Genomic DNA, 18,374 nt, shown 5'->3' with positions numbered 1-18,374 from the left:
GATGCGGAGTCGTAATCAGTCCTCAACTTACGCGGCGCGCGGCGCGCGTTTAGCCTCCGTGACGTGAGACGCTTCGCGGCCCTGTCGCTGCTGCTCGCCCTCGTCGCAGGTTGCGGGCATGACACCGCTCCCCCGCCAGGCGTTTCGGTCTCGCTGGCGCAGTGGCGGTCGGACGAGGCCGCGCGCCGGATCCAGCTGGCGGTGCGGATTTCCGCGGACGCTCCGGTGTACTTCGCGGACGTTCAGTTGGTGACGCCGTCGTTCGCCACCCTCGCCCCGGAGAAGGCCGACGTCACGCTCCAAAAAACGAAAAGAACGGACATTCCGCTACATTTCGGGAAAGCTGACTGTCCATCCTTCGGTCCCCCCGAAGTCCGGCCCGCCACCGTCGTCGCCCGCCTGCGGGTCGGCGAGGAGCCGCTGCGCAAGGTCGTCTTCGAGATCCCGCACCCCGACCCCCTCCTGGCCCGGCTGCTGCGCGAGGAGTGCGCCGAGCACGCGGTCAGGCAGGCGGCCCACATCGCCTTCGGCCCCGAGTGGACACGCGCCGGCGACGCCATGCGCGCCACCCTCACCCTGACCCGCCGCGGCCGCGGCACCGTCACCGTGCACGGCATCGACCGGACCAGCCACTACATCGCCGCCCCCGCCACCGGCGGAGACCCGCTCATCGTGCTCGACGCCGCCGCCGGCAGCGCCCGGGCCGCCGTCGAGATCACCCCCGGCCGCTGCGACCCGCACGCCTTCGCCGAAGCCAAGAAGGCGTTCCTGTTCCCCGTACGGGTGAGCGTCGACGGCGGCGAGCAGCACGTCGTCACCGTCACCCCGCCCGGGGACGTCCAGCACCGCCTGACCCGCTACGCCCTCGACGTGTGCGGCCTCTGAACGATCAGCCGCGTTCGGCGGCGTCGTCCAGGACGATCTGGGCGACCTCGCGCATGCTCAGCCGCCGGTCCATCGACGCCTTCTGGATCCAGCGGAACGCCTGCGGCTCGGTCCACCCGTGGTCGGTCATCAGCCGGCCCTTGGCCCGCTCGACCAGCTTCCGCGTCTCCAGCCGCTCCGTCAGCCCCGACACCTCGGCGGCCAGCGCCACCATCTCCTCGTGACGGCTCACCGCCATCTCGATCGCGGGCACCAGGTCGGCCTTGGTGAACGGCTTGACCAGATAGGCCATCGCCCCCGCGTCCCTGGCCCGCTCCACCAGGTCGCGCTGGGAGAAGGCGGTCAGGATGAGGCACGGCGCGATCCGGTCGGCCACGATGCGCTCGGCGGCGGAGATGCCGTCGAGCACCGGCATCTTGACATCCAGGATGACGAGCTCGGGCCGCAGCTCGGTGGCCAGCTGAATCGCCTGCTCCCCGTCACCGGCCTCCCCGACGACGACGTAGCCGTCCTCCTGGAGCATTTCCTTGAGATCGAGACGGATGAGAGCCTCGTCTTCCGCGATCACCACTCGCCGCTGCGTACTCACGAGCAGAAGAGTACCGATGTCCGGTAGATTAGATCCACGCCGGGCATCACCCATCAACCCGGCGCTGCCGCCCCGATAGACCAATCGGCAGAGTCAATGGATTCAAAATCCATTCAGTGTGGGTTCGAATCCCACTCGGGGCACTCTTCTGCCCGGCCCCGCCACAGCTGAACCCGCTGTCCGGAGGGGCCGGCGTCCGCCACCCCGCCGTCGGTGCCCGTGCCCCCGCCGCAGACACCCGCCACCCGGTCACCGGCGCCCATGACCCGCCGTCGGCAGATGAACCCGTGTGACGCGCCATCCAGCGCCCGTGACACCTTCGGGGCTGAGGCAGGCGCCACACGACTCAGCCACCAAGCGTGCAGGGCCTTCTGGCCGGGCCCGACGCCGACAGGCATTTGTCTGCGCGGCCGGTCAGGTCACGCTGCCGCGGTTCAGCATGCCGGTGGTGCCGGACACAGAGAGGCGAGACCACAATGGCGGAGCGCTGAGCACCCCAGTCAGCCGCTGACCATCCCAGGCATAGGCCGAGCCCGGCAGGCACCCCAGGCATAAGCCGGGCCTGCCAAGCACCCCAGCTATAGGACGAGCCCGCCAAGCACACCAGGCATAGGTCGGCGAAGATCGGTAATGAACCTTTTCGGAGGTGGGTGCCGTGGGGTTGAGCGTGCAGGAGCGGGCCAAGTTCCTGGCCGAGCCGCATGTGGCCAGTGTGGCGGTGGACGCGGGGCCGGATCGGGCGCCGCTGAGCGTGCCGGTCTGGTACGACTACGAGCCGGGCGGCGCCGTCGAGTTCCTGACCGGGCGGGATTCCCGGAAGGCCGCGCTGGTCGCCAAGGCGGGCCGGTTCTCGCTGCTGGTCCAGAGGACCAGCCCGACTTATCGGTACGTGTCGGTCGAGGGGCCGGTCGTGTGGTCGGGGCCGACGACGCTCGAACACCTCACCAGGATCGCCTCGCGCTATCTGCCGATCGAAGCGGTGCCGGGATATGTGGAGGGATCCGACCTGGGAGCGCTGGTGACCTTCCGGATGCGGCCCGAGCGCTGGCTCTCCGCCGACCTGGGGGCCATCTGACGAGGCACGTCACGGTATTTTGAGGCATGTGACTGCTATCGATCCCACCGTGACCGGCGCCTTCGGCATCGGCCTCGCGACCATAGCCGCCGACGGCACCGTACTCGACACCTGGTTCCCCGAGCCCGAGCTGGGCGAGCCGCCCGTGACGGGCACCGAACGGCTCTCCGCCGAGGAGGCCGGTGAGCTGGCCTCCCTGGTGGGCCCCGACCCGGCCCGCGGCGTGGAGGTGGTGGCGGTGCGCACCGGCATCGCCAAGCTCTCCGAGGCCCCCGCCGACGCCCACGACGCCTATCTGAGGCTCCACCTGCTGTCGGCGCGGCTGGTCCGGCCGCACGGGCTGAACCTCGACGGCGTCTTCGGCAAGCTGGCGAACGTGGTGTGGACCAACCACGGGCCGTGCGCGGTCGCGGGCTTCGAGGTGACGCGGGCCCGGCTGCGCGCCAAGGGGCCGGTGACGGTCTACGGGGTGGACAAGTTCCCGCGGATGGTCGACTACGTGGTCCCGTCGGGGGTCCGGATCGCCGACGCCGACCGGGTGCGCCTGGGCGCCCACCTGTCGAGCGGCACGACCGTGATGCACGAGGGCTTCGTCAACTTCAACGCCGGCACGCTGGGGGCCTCGATGGTCGAGGGCAGGATCTCGGCCGGGGTGGTCCTCGGCGAGGGCTCCGACCTGGGCGGCGGCGCGTCCATCATGGGCACGCTCTCCGGCGGCGGCAAGGAGGTCGTCTCGGTCGGCGAGCGCTGCCTGATCGGGGCGAACGCCGGCATCGGCATCTCGCTGGGCGACGACTGCGTCGTCGAGGCGGGCCTGTACGTGACGGCGGGCACGAAGGTGAGCCTGCCCGACGGGGCCGTGGTGAAGGCCAGGGAGCTGTCGGGGCGCAGCGGGCTGCTGTTCCGCCGTAACTCGCAGACCGGCGCGGTGGAGGCGGTGGCCCGCCAGGGCACCGGCATCGAGCTGAACGAGGCGCTGCACGCCAACTGACGCACACGCCGGCGGGGGCGGCGTTCCGCCCCCGCCGTGGCGGGGCCCTAGTTGGCGTGGGAGACGGCCGAGCCGATCGTGTGGACCCGCAGGGCGTTGGTGGAGCCGGGCGTGCCGGGAGGCGAGCCCGCGACGATGACCACCTTGTCGCCCTTCTCCAGCCGCCCGAGCGACAGCAGCGACGCCTCCACCTGCCTGACCATGTCGTCGGTGTGGTGCACGAACGGCACCTGGAAGGTCTCCACTCCCCAGGTGAGCGAGAGCTGGCCGCGCACGTGGGGGGCGGAGGTGAAGGCGAGCAGCGGGATCGGCGAGCGGTAGCGGGCCAGGCGGCGGGCCGTCTCGCCGGACATGGTGAAGGCCACCAGCGCCTTGGCCCCGACGATGGCGCCCACCTCGGCGGCGGCGCGGGCGATGGCGCCGCCGGTGGTCTCCGGCATGCGGTCCAGGGTGTGGGTGGCGTGCAGGCTCGTCGCCTCGGCCGCGCAGGCGATGCGGTCCATCGTGGAGACGGCCTCGATCGGGTAGTTGCCGACGGAGGTCTCGCCGGAGAGCATGACCGCGTCGGCGCCGTCCATCACGGCGTAGGCGACGTCGGAGGCCTCGGCCCGGGTGGGCCGGGGGGCGTTCATCATCGAGTCGAGCATCTGGGTGGCCACGATGACCGGGCGGGCCTTCTCGCGGCACAGCTCGATGATGCGCCTCTGGACGATCGGCACCTGCTCCAGCGGCAGCTCGACGCCGAGGTCGCCGCGGGCCACCATGATGCCGTCGAAGGCCTCCACTATCTCGGGGAGGCGCTCGACCGCCTGCGGCTTCTCGATCTTGGCGAGGAGCGGGAGGCGGACGGCCTCCTGCTCCATGATGTTCCGCACGACGTCGGCGTCGGAGGGGCGGCGTACGAACGACAGGGCGATCATGTCGAACCCGGTGCGCAGCGCCCAGCGCAGGTCGGTCTCGTCCTTGTCGGTGAGCGCGGGGGCGCTGACGTTGACGCCGGGGAGGTTGAGCCCCTTGTTGTCGGAGATCATGCCGCCGATGACGACGCGGGTGACGACCCGGTCGCCGTCGATCCGGGTGACCTCCAGCACGAGCCGGCCGTCGTCGACGAGGATGGTGTCGCCGGGATGGACGTCCCTGGCGAGACCCTTGTAGGTGGTGGAGACCTGCTCGCGGTCGCCGGGGACGTCTTCGGAGGTGATGGAGAAGACGTCGCCGAAGCCGAGCCGGACCGGGCCCTCCTCGAAGCGCCCGACCCGGATCTTGGGGCCTTGCAGGTCGGCTAGTACGCCTACACCGCGGCCGAGGTCGGCCGCCACCTCCCTGACGCGGTCGAAGACCTCTCTGTGCATGTCATGGTCGCCATGGCTGAGGTTGAACCGTGCAACGTCCATGCCGGCTGCGATGAGATCACGCAGTCGTTCGGGCGAGGACGTGGCGGGGCCGAGGGTGCAGACGATTTTCGCGCGACGTGTCACGAGTCCTACCTTAATTGGTACAGACCACTTGGCAGTCAAGGACGACGGATAACGTACCCCGCGAGGAAGAACGGCGTGACAACGGCGACCCGCGAAAGGGCCAAGTCCGGGTGTTGCCGCGGTAGGGCACCCTCAGGGCTGGAAGGTGGCCGCGGCCAGCGCGTTGACGATGCCGTGTCCGTAGAAGCCGTTCTTGTCCGGGTTCCCCTCGCACACGTGGGTGGTCTTCTCGCCGTACACGTCGTAGACGTACGCGCGCGGATCCGGGCAGGGCACCGGCGTGGCCGTCTCGTACAGATACTTCTCCACGGTGGCCGGGTCGAGGGTGAAGCCCTCCTTGCCGGGCTTGCCGAAGCGGCTGATGAGGATGGCGGCCACGCCGGCGGCGTGCGGGGCGGCCATCGAGGTGCCGTCGAGGTACTGGTAGTAGGCACAGGTGCCGCGGGCGCAGTCGCGGACGACGTCGGGGCCCTTGGGCTTGCCGTCGGCGCCGATGCGGCCCTTGGCGCGCAGCGCCTGCTCGGGGGCGGCGGCGAGGATGGAGCGGGTCACCGACGCGCCCCGGCCGTCGAGCGTGTCGCCGCCGGGCGCGGCGACGTCGGCCTGCTCGACGCCGTAGTCGCTGTAGATGGCCTTGCGGCCGGAGGGGCCGACCGAGGCGACGGAGATGACGCCGTCGGACTCGGCGGGGACGTTGAGGCAGCTGTTGTCGATCTTGCGGACCCGCGCGTCGCCGCGCGGGTAGCCGGGGCTGGCGCTGTCGGTCTTCGGCTTGCCGAGGTCGGTCGCCCCGTTGCCGAGCGCGGAGATGAGCGTGACGCCCCTGTCCCGGGCGTAGTCGAGCGCGCGCTGCATGCCGGTGATGATGGCGCGCTGTTCGAGCCGCTCCTTCTCGCTGTCGGACGGGTTGTCGCGGCAGTTGAACAGCCAGGGGTCGACGTAGTAGCTCATGTTGACCACGTCGACCCCGATGTCCCCGGCGTAGGTGAGGGCGTCGAGGCTGGCCTTGAGGAAGAAGAAGCCGGAGTCCTGACCGGCCCGGATGTTGACGAGCTGGACGTTGGGGGCGACGCCGGCGATGCCGATCCCGTTGATCGGGGCGGCGATGGTGCTGGCCACGTGGGTGCCGTGGCCGTCGTCGTCCCGGTCGACGGGGTCCTTGCAGGAGGGGACCTCGCAGGGTCCGTCGAGGTTCTCGCCCTTGTCGTCCTTGGGGCGGTCGGTGACGAAGTTACGGCTGAGCTCGCGGTTGAAGTTGGCCGCGATGTCGGGGTGGTTGCCGTCGATCCCGGTGTCGATGACGCCGACGAGGACGTCGCGTTTGCCGGGCTCCTTCTCGTTGGCCACGTCCGCGCCGATCATCCGCATGTCCCACTGGCGGCCGGAGAGCGGGTCGCCCTTCCTCGCCTCGAAGGCGGAGGCGTCGGGGAAGGCCCGCGCGGCGGGCCCGGCGACGCGGCGGCCGGCGGTGCGGCCGATGGCCCGGTCGGCGGCGACGCCGACGACGGCGGGGTCCTTGCCGACGGTCTCGGCGAAGCGGGCGCCGGAGCTCTGGACGATCAGGTAGCCGAGCTTGGTCTCGGTACGGGTGACGGTGCCGCCCGCCTTCTCCACGGCGGCGACGGCGGCGGAGCGGCCGTCGTCGGTGTGGAAGACCAGATACTCGGCGGACGCGGCGGCCACGGGACTGGCGGGGGTACAGGCGGTCAGTGCGGCGGCCGTGGCCAGCGCCGCGAGGACCCGGGCAGCTCGCCGCATTTCTCCCCTATCATCCGTACTTCTCCAGATTGTGCATCTTCCCGACCTGCGGCAACTGATGCAACCCAGCGGGTATGGCTCGCCCCCGGACAACGGAAACGCCCGCCCCGCGGGCGCGGGGCGGGCGTCCGGTGGACCGTCAGACCAGCGGCCGGGCCGTCGGCAGGATCGGGTACGGCAGCACCGTCTCGCCGGTCAGGTAGCGGTCGACGCCGCTGGCGGCGGCGCGGCCCTCGGCGATGGCCCAGACGATGAGCGACTGGCCGCGCCCCATGTCGCCGGCCACGAACACGCCGTCGACCTTGGACATGTAGGTCTTGTCGCGCGCGACGTTGCCGCGGGCGTCGAAGAAGCCGTCGCCGCCCAGCTCGGCCAGGTCCCGCAGCAGCGGGCCCTGCTCGGGGCCGAGGAAGCCCATCGCGAGGGTGACCAGCTCGGCCGGGATCTCCCGCTCGGTGCCCGGGATCGGCTTGAAGCCGTTCTGCGGCCCGTCCACCTCGACCAGGCGCAGCGCCCTGACGTTGCCTTCGGCGTCGCCCGCGAACTCGGTGGTCGACACCGCGTACACCCGCTCCCCGCCCCGGTCGGCGAGCTCCTCGTGGGCGCTCTCCATCTTGAACAGGATCGGGTACGTCGGCCACGGCTGCGCGGCCGGGCGGGCGGCGGGCGGGCGCGGCATGATCTCCAGCTGGGTGACGGAGGCGGCGCCCTGCCGGATGGCGGTGCCGACGCAGTCGGCGCCGGTGTCGCCGCCGCCGATGACCACCACGTGCTTGCCCTCGGCGGAGATCGGCGAGACCGCCAGGTCGCCCTCCTGCACCTTGTTGGCGAGCGGCAGATACTCCATCGCCTGGCAGACGCCCTTGAGGTCGCGGCCCGGCACCGGCAGGTCCCGCCAGCGGGTGGCGCCGCCGCACAGCACCACCGCGTCGTACTGGCGGCGCAGCTCCTCGGCGGTGATGTCGAGGCCGGCGTTGACGCCGGTGCGGAACTCGGTGCCCTCCGCCCGCATCTGCGCCAGCCGGCGGTCCAGGTGGCGCTTCTCCATCTTGAACTCGGGGATGCCGTAGCGCAGCAGGCCGCCGACGCGGTCGGCCCGCTCGTACACCACCACGTCGTGACCGGCGCGGGTGAGCTGCTGGGCGGCGGCCAGCCCGGACGGGCCGGAGCCGACCACGGCCACCCGCCTGCCGGTCTTGCGCTGCGGCGGCTGCGGGGTGACCCAGCCCTCGGCGAACGCCCGGTCGATGATCTCGACCTCGACCCGCTTGATCGTCACCGGGTCGGAGTTGATGCCGAGCACGCACGCCGCCTCGCACGGCGCGGGGCAGAGCCGGCCGGTGAACTCCGGGAAGTTGTTGGTGGCGTGCAGCCGCTCGATCGCCTCGCGCCAGTCGGCGCGGTGGACGAGGTCGTTCCACTCGGGGATGAGGTTGCCCAGCGGGCAGCCGTTGTGGCAGAACGGGATGCCGCAGTCCATGCAGCGCGAGGCCTGCCTGGTCAGCTTCTCGGGCGGGAAGTCCTGGTAGACCTCGCGCCAGTCGCCGATGCGGACGTCGATCGGGCGGCGCGCCGGCAGCTCCCGCTCGTGTGTGAGGAACCCCTTGGGGTCGGCCATCGGTTACGCCTCCCTTAACCCTGCACCGCGGCGGCCATGACCGCCTCGTCGATGTCCGTGCCTGCGACGCGGGCGGCCTCCGCGGCCTCCATGACCCGCCTGTAGTCGGTCGGCATGATCTTGCTGAACCGGGTGAGCGCGGCGTCCCAGTCGGCCAGCAGCTGCTTGGCGGCCGGGGAGCCGGTCTCGGCGAAGTGTCTCTCGACGGTCTCCTTGAGGAACTCGGCGTCCTGCCCGGTCAGCGCCTCGATGGCGACCATCTCGCGGTTGACCCGCTCGGCCTTGAGGTCGAGCAGGTAGGCGATGCCGCCGGACATGCCGGCCGCGAAGTTGCGCCCGGTGGGGCCGAGCACGACGACCTTGCCGCCGGTCATGTACTCGCAGCCGTGGTCGCCGACGCCTTCGACGACGGCGGTCGCGCCGGAGTTGCGGACGCAGAACCGCTCGCCGACGACGCCGCGGATGAACACTTCTCCGGACGTGGCACCGTACAGGGCGACATTTCCGGAAATGATGTGACCGTCGAGCGGCGCCTCCTCGTGCGGCCGGAGCGTGATGCGCCCGCCGGACAGGCCCTTGCCCAGGTAGTCGTTGGCATCGCCGGTCAGCCGGAGCGTGACGCCCCGGGGCACGAACGCGCCGAACGAGTTGCCCGCCGACCCGGTGAAGGAGATGTCGATGGTGTTGTCGGGCAGGCCCTCCCCGCCGTACCGCTTGGTGACCTGGTAGCCGAGCATGGTGCCGACCGTGCGGTTCACGTTGCGGATGGGCAGGTCGAGCGTGACCGGGGTGCCGTCGCGCAGCGCGCCCTCGGCGAGCTGGATGAGCGTGTTGTCCAGGGCGTGCCGCAGGCCGTGGTCCTGCCCGGTGGTCCGGTGCAGGGCGGCGCCCGCGGGCAGCTCCGGCCGGTGCAGGATCGGCGACAGGTCGAGCCCGCTCGCCTTCCAGTGCTCCTCGGCGGCGGCGGTGTCGAGCATCTCGACCCGCCCGATCGCCTCGTCGAGCGAGCGGAAGCCCAGCTCGGCGAGGTACTCGCGGATCTCCTCGGCGATGAACTCGAAGAAGTTGACCACGAACTCGGGCTTGCCGGCGAACCGCTTGCGCAGCTCCGGGTTCTGCGTGGCCACGCCCACCGGGCAGGTGTCGAGGTGGCACACGCGCATCATCACGCAGCCGCTGACCACCAGCGGAGCGGTCGCGAACCCGTACTCCTCGGCGCCCAGCAGGGCGGCGATGACCACGTCGCGGCCGGTCTTGAGCTGGCCGTCGACCTGCACCACGATGCGGTCGCGCAGGTCGTTGAGCAGCAGCGTCTGCTGGGTCTCGGCCAGCCCGAGCTCCCACGGCGCGCCCGCGTGCTTGAGGCTGGTGAGCGGGGAGGCGCCGGTGCCGCCGTCGTGGCCGGAGATGAGCACCACGTCGGCGTGCGCCTTGGACACCCCGGCCGCGACCGTGCCGACGCCGACCTCGGCGACCAGCTTCACGTGGACCCGCGACTCCGGGTTGGCGTTCTTCAGGTCGTGGATGAGCTGGGCCAGGTCCTCGATCGAGTAGATGTCGTGGTGCGGCGGCGGCGAGATGAGGCCGACGCCCGGCGTGGAGTGGCGGGTCTTGGCGATCCACGGGTAGACCTTGTGGCCGGGGAGCTGGCCGCCCTCGCCGGGCTTGGCGCCCTGGGCCATCTTGATCTGCAGGTCGTCGGCGTTCACCAGATACTCGGAGGTGACACCGAACCGGCCCGAGGCCACCTGCTTGATCGCCGACCGGCGGGCCGGGTCGTGCAGCCGCTCGGGGTCCTCGCCGCCCTCGCCGGTGTTGGACTTGCCGCCCAGCCGGTTCATCGCGACGGCGAGCGTCTCGTGCGCCTCCATCGAGATCGAGCCGTACGACATCGCGCCCGTGGAGAACCGCTTGACGATCTCCGAGACGGGCTCGACCTCCTCGATCGGGATCGGGTCGCCCTTGCGGAGCTTGAACAGGCCGCGCAGGGTCATCAGCCGCTCGGACTGGGAGTCGACCAGGCCGGTGTACTCCTTGAAGATCTCGTAGCGGCGGGTGCGGGTGGCGTGCTGCAGCTTGAAGACGGTCTCGGGGTTGAACAGGTGGGGCTCGCCCTCGCGCCGCCACTGGTACTCGCCGCCGACCTGGAGTCGCCGGTGCGCGTTGCCCGCCCTCGGGTACGCCTGACGGTGACGCTCGGCCGCCTCCCGGGCGAGCACGTCGAAGCCGACGCCGCCGAGGCGCGAGGTGGTGCCGGTGAAGCAGGAGTCGATGACCTCCTGGCTGAGGCCGAGCGCCTCGAAGATCTGCGCGCCGGTGTAGGAGGCCACGGTCGACACGCCCATCTTGGACATGATCTTGATGACGCCCTTGCCGTACGCCCTGATGAGGTTGCGCACAGCCTTGTGCCGGTCGACCTTGAGCGTGCCATCGTCGACCAGGTTCTCGACCGTCTCGATGGCGAGGTAGGGGTTGACCGCGCCGGCGCCGTAGCCGATGAGCAGCGCCATGTGGTGGCACTCACGGGCCTCGCCGGTCTCGATCACCAGGCCGATCTTCGTACGGGTCTTCTCCTGGATGAGGTGGTGGTGCACCGCGCCGGTGAGCAGCAGCGACGGGATCGGCGCGAGCGACTCGGTGGAGCCGCGGTCGGACAGCACGATGATCCGCGCGCCGTCGGCGATGGCCTGCGAGACCTCGATGCGGATGTCGTCCAGCCGGTGCAGCAGCGCCTCGCCGCCGCCCGCGACCTCGTACAGGCCGGAGACGACGTGCGGGTGGAAGCCCGGCAGGTCGTGCTCGTCGTTGATGTGAATGATCTTGGCGAGCTCGTCGTTGTCGATCACCGGGTAGGGCAGCACGAGCTGGCGGCAGGACGAGGGCCCGGGCGCGAGCAGGTTGCCCTCGGGGCCGAGCGTGCTGGCCAGGCTGGTCACCAGCTCCTCGCGGATGGCGTCCAGCGGCGGGTTCGTCACCTGCGCGAACAGCTGGCTGAAGTAGTCGAACAGCAGCCTGGGCTTCTCGCTGAGCACGGCCACGGGCGTGTCGGTGCCCATCGAGCCGATCGGCTCGACGCCGGTGCGGGCCATCGGGGCGAGGATGACGCGCAGCTCCTCCTCGGTGTAGCCGAAGGTCTGCTGCCGCCTGACCAGCCGCTCGGGGCCGTCGGACTCTCCCGTCTCGGAGGCGACCCAGCGCTCCCGCGCGGGCAGCTCCTCGAACCGGACCAGCCCCGCGTGCAGCCAGTCTCCGTACGGGTGAGCCGCGGCGAGCTCGGCCTTGATCTCGTCGTCCTCGATGATCTTGCCGCGGGCGGTGTCGATGAGGAACATCCGCCCCGGCTGCAGGCGGCCCTTGCGCACCACGTCGCCGGGCGGGATGTCGAGCACGCCCGCCTCGGAGGCGAGCACCACGAGCCCGTCGGCCGTCACCCAGAAGCGGCCCGGGCGCAGGCCGTTGCGGTCGAGCACGGCGCCGGCGAGCGTGCCGTCGGTGAACGTGATCGAGGCCGGGCCGTCCCACGCCTCCATCAGCGAGGAGTGGAACTCGTAGAAGGCGCGGCGCGCCGGATCCATCTCGGTGTGGTTCTCCCACGCCTCCGGGATCATCATGAGCACCGCGTGCGGCAGGCTCCGGCCGCCCAGGTGGAGCAGCTCCAGCACCTCGTCGAAGGAGGCGGTGTCGCTCGCGTCGGGGTCGCAGATCGGGAAGAGCCGCGCCAGGTCGCCCGGGATGAGCTCGCTGTCGAGCATGGCCTCGCGGGCGCGCATCCAGTTGCGGTTGCCCTTGACGGTGTTGATCTCGCCGTTGTGCGCGATGTAGCGGTACGGATGGGCGAGCGGCCAGCTCGGGAAGGTGTTGGTGGAGAACCGCGAGTGCACCAGCGCGATCGCGCTCTCGTAGCGCTCGTCCGACAGGTCGGGGAAGAACGGCTCGACCTGGTCGGGGGTGAGCATGCCCTTGTAGACGACCGTACGGGACGACAGGGACGGGAAGTAGACCTCCGTCTCGTGCTCGGCCCGCTTGCGCAGGCAGAACGCGAGCCTGTCGAGGTGGAGCCCGGCCTCGCCGCCGGGCGAGGACACGAAGAGCTGCTTGAAGTACGGCATGACCGCGCGGGCGCTCGGCCCGGGCAGAGAACGGTCGACCGGCACGTCACGCCAGCCGAGGACGGTGAGCCCTTCCTCGCCGGCGATCTCCTCGATCATGCGGATGGTGATGGCCCGCGCCTGCTCGTCGGCGGGCAGGAACGCGAGGCCGGTGGCGTACTGCCCGGCGATGGGCAGCGGGAAGTCGGTGACTGCTCGGTAGAAACTGTCGGGGATCTGCGTGAGGATTCCGGCTCCGTCGCCGGTGTCCGGCTCGCTACCCTTGGCCCCCCGATGGTCGAGATTGCAGAGCGCCGTCAGCGCCTTGACCACGATCCCGTGCCCCCTGCGCCCTGCGACGTCGGCGACCATGGCGACACCGCAGGCATCGTGCTCGTTGGCGGGGTGGTAGAGGCCCTGGGGCTCGGGGAACCCGAGGTGGGCAGCAGGCATGTAATCCCTCCCGTCGTCTTCGTCTGTCTTGGACTGGCCTACAGGCGGGGACGACGCTGGCCCTGCTGCATGTGGTGTGTAGAGGTTACATCACGGTGCCGCGATGGTGCCCGTCACGTCCGTATCACGAACTTGTCGCGCTTTTACGAGGTCAGCGGCTCGGATCTTCCTTTCCCGGATCGATAGGGTGACCGCATGAATCGTGACGGGGTGGAGCGCCTGCTCGGCGCGGCCGGTGTCGACGGCAGGCGGCTCAGGCACGCCCTGGCCCTGCTCTGCGACGGCCGCTGGTGGTCGCTGGCCGACCTGGTCAGGGAGACGGCGACGTCCCGGCGCACGATCGAGGAACTGCTGCGGGAGCTGGAGACGGAGCGGGAGGGCGGCCGGTTCCGGGTGCCGCCCGCGCACTGGCCCTCCTTCCAGGACCTGCTGGCGATGACGCCGCCCCCGGAGGACCCGGTCCACCACCTGCTCCCGCACTACCAGCCCGCGCTGGAGCGGCTGCGCGAGCTGATCGCCAAGGCGCCGCCGGCCCGCCAGGCGCTCGACCACGTGTCGGCCACGCCCGAGACCGTGCTGCGCCGGGCGCTGCTGCTCGGGGCGCGTTTCTGGCTGCCGGGCGGGCGGCTGCTCTGCGTCGGCGACCACGACCTGACCTCGCTCGCGGTCAAGCTGGTCCACCCGGAGGCCGAGGTGACCGTGGTCGACGTCGACGACCGCATCCTGGCCTACATCGACGAGCAGGACCTGGGGGTCCGCACCCGCTGGGCGGACCTGCGGCTGGGGCTGCCCGCGTCGGCCCGCGGCCACGACCTGGCCCTCACCGACCCCCCGTACACGCCGGAGGGCGTCGGCCTGTTCGTGGCCCGCGCGCTGGAGGGCGTGGGCGAGGACGGGCGCGTGCTGCTGGCGTACGGGGCGAGCGAGCGCACTCCGGCCCTGGCCCTGAAGGTCCAGAACGCCTTGTCGGCATTGAACGTCACATATGAAGCGATTTACCCCGATTTCAACCGATATTTCGGTGCAGAGGCGATCGGCTCCGCCGCCGACCTCTACATCCTGCGCCCCACCACCAGGACCGCCCCCGCCGTCCAGTCCCGCCTCTCCCAGCTCACCACGGCCATCTACACCCACGGCCCCCAATCGGTGGAGTCAGCCACCGGAGAGGCCGCCGAGGAGCGGCACCTCACGGCAGAGCCCGACCTCCTAGTCGGCGACTGGCCCGCCGACCTCCCCCAGCCCCGCGTCAAGCTCGGGACCTGGCTGGCCAAACCGTACGCAGCGTCGGTCGAGCGCGTCGCCATCGCCGTCCCTCCGGGCCTGGAGGCCGCACTCCCCCGCCTCCTCCTCGCCACCCGCGCCGCCCAGGTAGAGGTCCACCTGGAGGGCCCGTACGAAACTCCCTCAGCACTAGACCCCGTCTACACGTTCACCACATCCGAGACCCGATCCGGCCCGGTCCTGACCGCCACCCGCCGCCCCCGCCCCGAGACCCCGGCCGCCCAGATCCTCCGCCGCATCCTCGACACCGGCCACGCCAAACTGGCCAACACCTGGCGCGAAGCCCTCATCGCCGCCGCTGCGGCCCGCGACATCCGCCTCACCAAGAACGAGGCCCGCACCCTCATCCGCCAGGCGGCCCCTTGGTCCGCCGACCTGCCCCCCCTCGACACCCCCCTCCACCACCTCAAGGCCCTCCCCACCGCCATCGACGCCACCCTCAGCCCCCTCACCTGAGCGCCGAAAACGGCGAAAACCCACCAACCCAACCCCACGCGCCGAAATCCTGGCGCACAAAGCACCGCCCCCCCCTGAAACCCCTCGCCCACCAAACCCGCCCGCTGAACCCCTCGCCCGCCAAACCCCCGCCCACCAAACCCCCCGCTTACGGCGAGCACAGCGGGCCTCCGGCACGCTTAACGGCGCCCAGCCCGAGGGGTTTCCCAAAAGGCTCTTGACTTTCCTCCCCGCAACGGCGGGACCAGCGAACTCCAGGCCCCCCAGCCCGAGCAGTGCTCAAAAACGAGCGGTGCTCACAAAGCGGTTCTCACAAAGCGGTGCTCAAAGAAGTCGATCGCTTCACGTCGCGTCGAGAACGCGCGACTGGACCACAGAACTCAGCCCGTCGAGCGCGATAAGCGGCTCCACGAGATCGCCCCCCGCCGCACCCTCAACAGCACCCACCCAGCTCACGGCCACGTAATGCCCCAGCGCCCGCGCCTCGGCACGGCTGCGGGCGGGGTCGAACGGCACGGCCTGCCGCACGAACCCGTCAGAGCGCAAAGCCGTCAGGAGGCGGTCGGCGGCCCGCCCGTCGGGGAGGTTGAGGAGGACGAACTGCCCGGCGACCCCGTCCCCCCGGTAGGTGGCCCGCAGCGCCTGGGTGCACCCGGCGGCCTCGACCCCCTGGAGCGCGTCCCCGCAGTCGGCGAACTCCTCGACGGCGTCCCGCCGCAGGGCGCCCAGCGTCTGCGTGGACTCGGGGAAAACCTCGGCGGTGGTCATGGGCCTGGTGTCGGACTCCCGGCTGTCGACGAGCGCGTAGAGCGCGGTGGTGGGCTGGGTGCGCAGCACGGCGGGCCGGGGCGCCTCCCGCCCGAACCACAGCCACGCCCCCACGGCCGCGACGGCGACCGCGGCTGCTGTCAGCGCGATGACGAGTCGGAGCGGCATCTAGTCCCCCCTGTGACGCCTGCATACACGGACGAGCGGCTTCCCCGGTGGGCTCGGGGGCCGGTGGGAGATTACCTCCATCAGGACGCCGGCCCGGTGGGAGGTTACCTCCATCAGGACGCCGGGCCGGTGGGAGGTTACCCCCATCAGGACGCCGGCCCGGTGATCGCCACGACCCGCTGGTAGACGGGTTTCTCGGCGCCGCGCAGGGTCAGGGCGAGCGACACGTAGTCGTCCCTGGGTGCGGGCTCGGCGCCGTCGGTCCGGCCGATCCAGACCAGCCCGACGTAGTGGCCGAGCGCGTAGCCGCCCGCCTCGGTGTAGCCGCCGGTGGGGAAGGCGGCCTTCTCGCTCTCCAGGGGCAGCGTCCAGCCGCCACGGTAGAGGGTCTTGAGCGATTCGACCAGTTCGGCGGCGGCTTCCCCGTCGCGCAGGTTGAGCAGCGTGTACTGGCCGACGTAGCGGCCGTCGGCGCTGGTGTAGAGGGCGCGGGCGGCCTGGGTGCATTCGGCGTCGGCGGCCTGCTCGATCAGCGCCTCTCCCCACAGCGCCAGCGAGCAGTCGTCGTCCAGTTTGCTGGCGACGAGCTTGAGCCGGAGTTTCTTCTCGCCGGTGAGCGTCTTCTGGGCGAAGACCTCCTTGGCGGTGAGCGGTTTGGCGTCCTTGGCCCGGTCGGACACGGGCTCGAACAGCTTGGGCGAGGCCCACCCGTGGAAGGTCTGCGGCAGCGCGGAGTTGGCCTGGGCGATGGCGGCGCCGGTCCGGGCCTCGGGGGTGTAGGTGCCGAGGGAGGCGACCGCGATGACGAGCGCGGCGGCGAGCCCCGCCAGGCCGATGGCCGAGACGATGAGGACCAGGCGCTTCTGATGGTCGGGCCGCATCCCCCAGTCGGTGAGGAGCGGGAACTGCCAGTCGGAGCGGGGGGCCCGGCGGCGCCTGCGGGTGCGGGGCGGGCCGGTCATGGGGTCATTCCTCCGATCGCGTGGCCGAGGGCGAACGTCAGCGCGGCGGCGGTGCCGCCGACGAGGAGCTGGCGCAGCCCGGAGTACCACCAGGTGCGGGCGGTCACCGTGGAGACGAGCGCGCCGGCGCCGAACAGCGCCAGGCACGACACCAGCGCCGACACCCAGAGCTCGACGGCGCCGAACAGGTAGGGCAGCAGCGGGAGCACGGCCCCCGCCGCGAAGGCCAGGAAGGACGAGACGGCCGCCAGCTTGGGCCTGGGCAGGTCGTCGACGGTGACGCCGAGCTCGTTGCGGGTGTGGAGCTCCAGCGCCTGCTCGGGGTCGCGGGAGAGCTGCCGGGCCACCTCGGCGGCGAGCGCGGGCTCGACGCCCCGGTCGGTGAAGGACCGGGTCAGCTCGGCCAGCTCGTCGTCGGGGTGGCTGGCGAGCTCGTCCGCCTCCACCTTGATCTCCCTCAGGGCCAGCTCACGCTGGCTGGCGACGGAGACGTACTCGCCGCCCGCCATCGAGAACGCACCGGCCGCGAGCCCGGCGATGCCCGCGAGCAGGATCACCTGGCGGTCGCCGGTGCCGCCCGCGACGCCGGCGATGAGCGCGAAGTTGGACACCAGGCCGTCCATGGCGCCGAACACGGCCGGGCGGAGCCAGCCGCCGCTGACGTCGCGGTGCGGATGGTGCGCCTCCGCGCGCTCGGTCATCGGCTGTTTTTCTCCTCGGGCACGGGTTCGGCGTCCTGCCCGGAGGCCCGCTCGGCCTGTTCGGAGGCCGGCTCGGTCTCGGAGACGGACGCGTTCTCGCCCGGCTCGCCGGTCTGATCGGCCTGTCCGGCCCGATCGGTCTGGTCGGACTTGCCGCCCTCGTCGGTCTGGTCGGCCTTGTCGGACAGATCGGCCGGGTCAGGCTGGTCGGCCTGGTCGGCGCCGTGCGCCGGGTCGGCGTCGTCGTCGCTGTGGACGACGACCACCTCCTCGGAGGTCTTGTTCCTGGTGACCCAGAAGTAGACGAGGGCTCCGACGAACAGCGCGAGCGCGGTGTACTGGTTGATGCGCAGGCCGAGGAACTCGACCGCGTGGTCGATGCCGCCGACCGGGTCGATGCGCAGCCCCTCGATCCAGAACCTGCCCAGCGTGTAGCCGGCGACGTAGAGGGCGAACAGCCGCCCGTGGCGGAGCGAGAACCGCCTGCCCAGGTAGATCAGGGCGAAGCCGAGCGCGACGTTCCAGAGCGACTCGTACAGGAACGTCGGGTGATAGAGCACGCCGGGCTCGCCGCCGTGGGCCGGGTCGATCTCCAGGCCCCACGGCAGCGTGGTGGGCGAGCCGTACAGCTCCTGGTTGAACCAGTTGCCCCAGCGCCCGATCGCCTGGGCGAAGGCGATGCCGGGCGCGACCGTGTCGGCGACGGCGCTCAGCGACAGGCCGCGCCTGCGGCAGGCCCACCAGACGCCCACGGCGCCCAGGGCGATCGCGCCCCAGATGCCGAGCCCGCCTTCCCAGATGTAGAGCGCCTGGATCGGCTCCTTCAACGGGTTGTTGAAGTAGATCTGCCAGTCGGTGATGACGTGGTAGAGGCGTCCGCCGATCAGGCCGAAGATCACCGCCGGGACGGCGATGTCGATGATCGTGCCTTTCTCGCCGCCGCGAGCGCGCCATCGGCGCTCGCCCAGCCAGACGGCGACGATCACGCCGAGCACGATGCAGAGCGCGTACGCCCGGATCGGAATGAATCCGAGGTGCCAGACCCCCTCGGCGGGGCTGGGAATGGAGGCTAGGGGCATGTCGGTGAGAGTAGCGGACGTCAC

At 71.2% G+C, this 18,374-nt stretch carries 13 protein-coding genes and 1 tRNA gene; 5 read left to right on the top strand and 9 right to left on the bottom strand.

What is annotated here, in order from left to right; translation table 11 throughout:
• The first annotated feature begins 63 nt into the window (after nucleotides 1–63).
• Entirely contained in the window at nucleotides 64–885 is an 822-nt protein-coding gene (locus AB0J42_RS09570; RefSeq protein WP_364290776.1) for a hypothetical protein, read from the top strand.
• Between the two features lie 4 nt (nucleotides 886–889).
• Here the strand turns inward: AB0J42_RS09570 and AB0J42_RS09565 are convergent, their stop codons facing one another.
• Nucleotides 890–1,528 (bottom strand): response regulator, encoded by a 639-nt coding sequence (locus tag AB0J42_RS09565; protein WP_364290774.1) that lies wholly within the window; start codon nucleotides 1,526–1,528, stop codon nucleotides 890–892.
• A gap of 15 nt (nucleotides 1,529–1,543) precedes the next feature.
• Between AB0J42_RS09565 and AB0J42_RS09560 the strand changes: the two genes are divergently transcribed.
• The 3 genes from AB0J42_RS09560 (at nucleotide 1,544) to dapD (ending at nucleotide 3,540) form a co-directional block, all read left to right on the top strand.
• A tRNA-Leu gene (locus tag AB0J42_RS09560) sits at nucleotides 1,544–1,617 on the top strand.
• A gap of 512 nt (nucleotides 1,618–2,129) precedes the next feature.
• On the top strand, nucleotides 2,130–2,549 hold the full coding sequence (locus AB0J42_RS09555) for a pyridoxamine 5'-phosphate oxidase family protein (protein ID WP_364290772.1): 420 nt from the start codon (nucleotides 2,130–2,132) through the stop codon (nucleotides 2,547–2,549).
• A gap of 28 nt (nucleotides 2,550–2,577) precedes the next feature.
• On the top strand, nucleotides 2,578–3,540 hold the full coding sequence (dapD, locus tag AB0J42_RS09550; protein ID WP_364290770.1) for a 2,3,4,5-tetrahydropyridine-2,6-dicarboxylate N-succinyltransferase: 963 nt from the start codon (nucleotides 2,578–2,580) through the stop codon (nucleotides 3,538–3,540).
• 47 nt (nucleotides 3,541–3,587) lie between these two features.
• Here the strand turns inward: dapD and pyk are convergent, their stop codons facing one another.
• The 4 genes from pyk to gltB all read right to left on the bottom strand — a co-directional run bounded on the left by pyk (nucleotide 3,588) and on the right by gltB (nucleotide 12,935).
• Entirely contained in the window at nucleotides 3,588–5,018 is a 1,431-nt protein-coding gene (pyk, locus tag AB0J42_RS09545; protein WP_364290768.1) for a pyruvate kinase, read from the bottom strand.
• Nucleotides 5,019–5,150: 132 nt separating this feature from the next.
• Complete coding sequence (locus AB0J42_RS09540; protein ID WP_364290766.1) at nucleotides 5,151–6,776, bottom strand: S8 family serine peptidase; 1,626 nt, start codon at nucleotides 6,774–6,776, stop codon at nucleotides 5,151–5,153.
• Nucleotides 6,777–6,915: 139 nt separating this feature from the next.
• Nucleotides 6,916–8,394, bottom strand: coding sequence for a glutamate synthase subunit beta (locus tag AB0J42_RS09535; protein ID WP_364290764.1), 1,479 nt, complete (start codon nucleotides 8,392–8,394; stop codon nucleotides 6,916–6,918).
• Nucleotides 8,395–8,408: 14 nt separating this feature from the next.
• Complete coding sequence (gene gltB / locus AB0J42_RS09530) at nucleotides 8,409–12,935, bottom strand: glutamate synthase large subunit (protein ID WP_364290762.1); 4,527 nt, start codon at nucleotides 12,933–12,935, stop codon at nucleotides 8,409–8,411.
• Nucleotides 12,936–13,130: 195 nt separating this feature from the next.
• Between gltB and AB0J42_RS09525 the strand changes: the two genes are divergently transcribed.
• Nucleotides 13,131–14,672, top strand: a complete 1,542-nt coding sequence (locus AB0J42_RS09525) for a bis-aminopropyl spermidine synthase family protein (RefSeq protein ID WP_364290760.1) — start codon at nucleotides 13,131–13,133, stop codon at nucleotides 14,670–14,672.
• 342 nt (nucleotides 14,673–15,014) lie between these two features.
• Here AB0J42_RS09525 and AB0J42_RS09520 read toward each other — a convergent pair whose 3' ends face one another.
• The 4 genes from AB0J42_RS09520 to lgt form a co-directional block, all read right to left on the bottom strand.
• Nucleotides 15,015–15,608 carry a hypothetical protein gene (locus AB0J42_RS09520; protein ID WP_364290758.1) on the bottom strand — a complete coding sequence of 198 codons (594 nt, stop codon included), beginning with the start codon at nucleotides 15,606–15,608 and terminating at the stop codon, nucleotides 15,015–15,017.
• A gap of 146 nt (nucleotides 15,609–15,754) precedes the next feature.
• Nucleotides 15,755–16,570, bottom strand: coding sequence for a hypothetical protein (locus AB0J42_RS09515; RefSeq protein ID WP_364290756.1), 816 nt, complete (start codon nucleotides 16,568–16,570; stop codon nucleotides 15,755–15,757).
• Nucleotides 16,567–17,271, bottom strand: coding sequence for a VIT1/CCC1 transporter family protein (locus tag AB0J42_RS09510; protein WP_364290754.1), 705 nt, complete (start codon nucleotides 17,269–17,271; stop codon nucleotides 16,567–16,569). Before AB0J42_RS09510 ends, AB0J42_RS09515 begins: the two co-directional genes overlap by 4 nt.
• Nucleotides 17,268–18,350: a prolipoprotein diacylglyceryl transferase gene (gene lgt, locus AB0J42_RS09505; protein WP_364290752.1), complete on the bottom strand. Its 1,083-nt coding sequence runs from the start codon at nucleotides 18,348–18,350 to the stop codon at nucleotides 17,268–17,270. Before lgt ends, AB0J42_RS09510 begins: the two co-directional genes overlap by 4 nt.
• Nucleotides 18,351–18,374: the final 24 nt, after the last annotated feature.

The sequence above is a fragment of the Nonomuraea sp. NPDC049649 genome (genome assembly GCF_040675175.1).
In the GTDB taxonomy this organism is placed as follows: domain Bacteria; phylum Actinomycetota; class Actinomycetes; order Streptosporangiales; family Streptosporangiaceae; genus Nonomuraea.
This window is presented reverse-complemented; position numbering and strand designations above follow the sequence as displayed.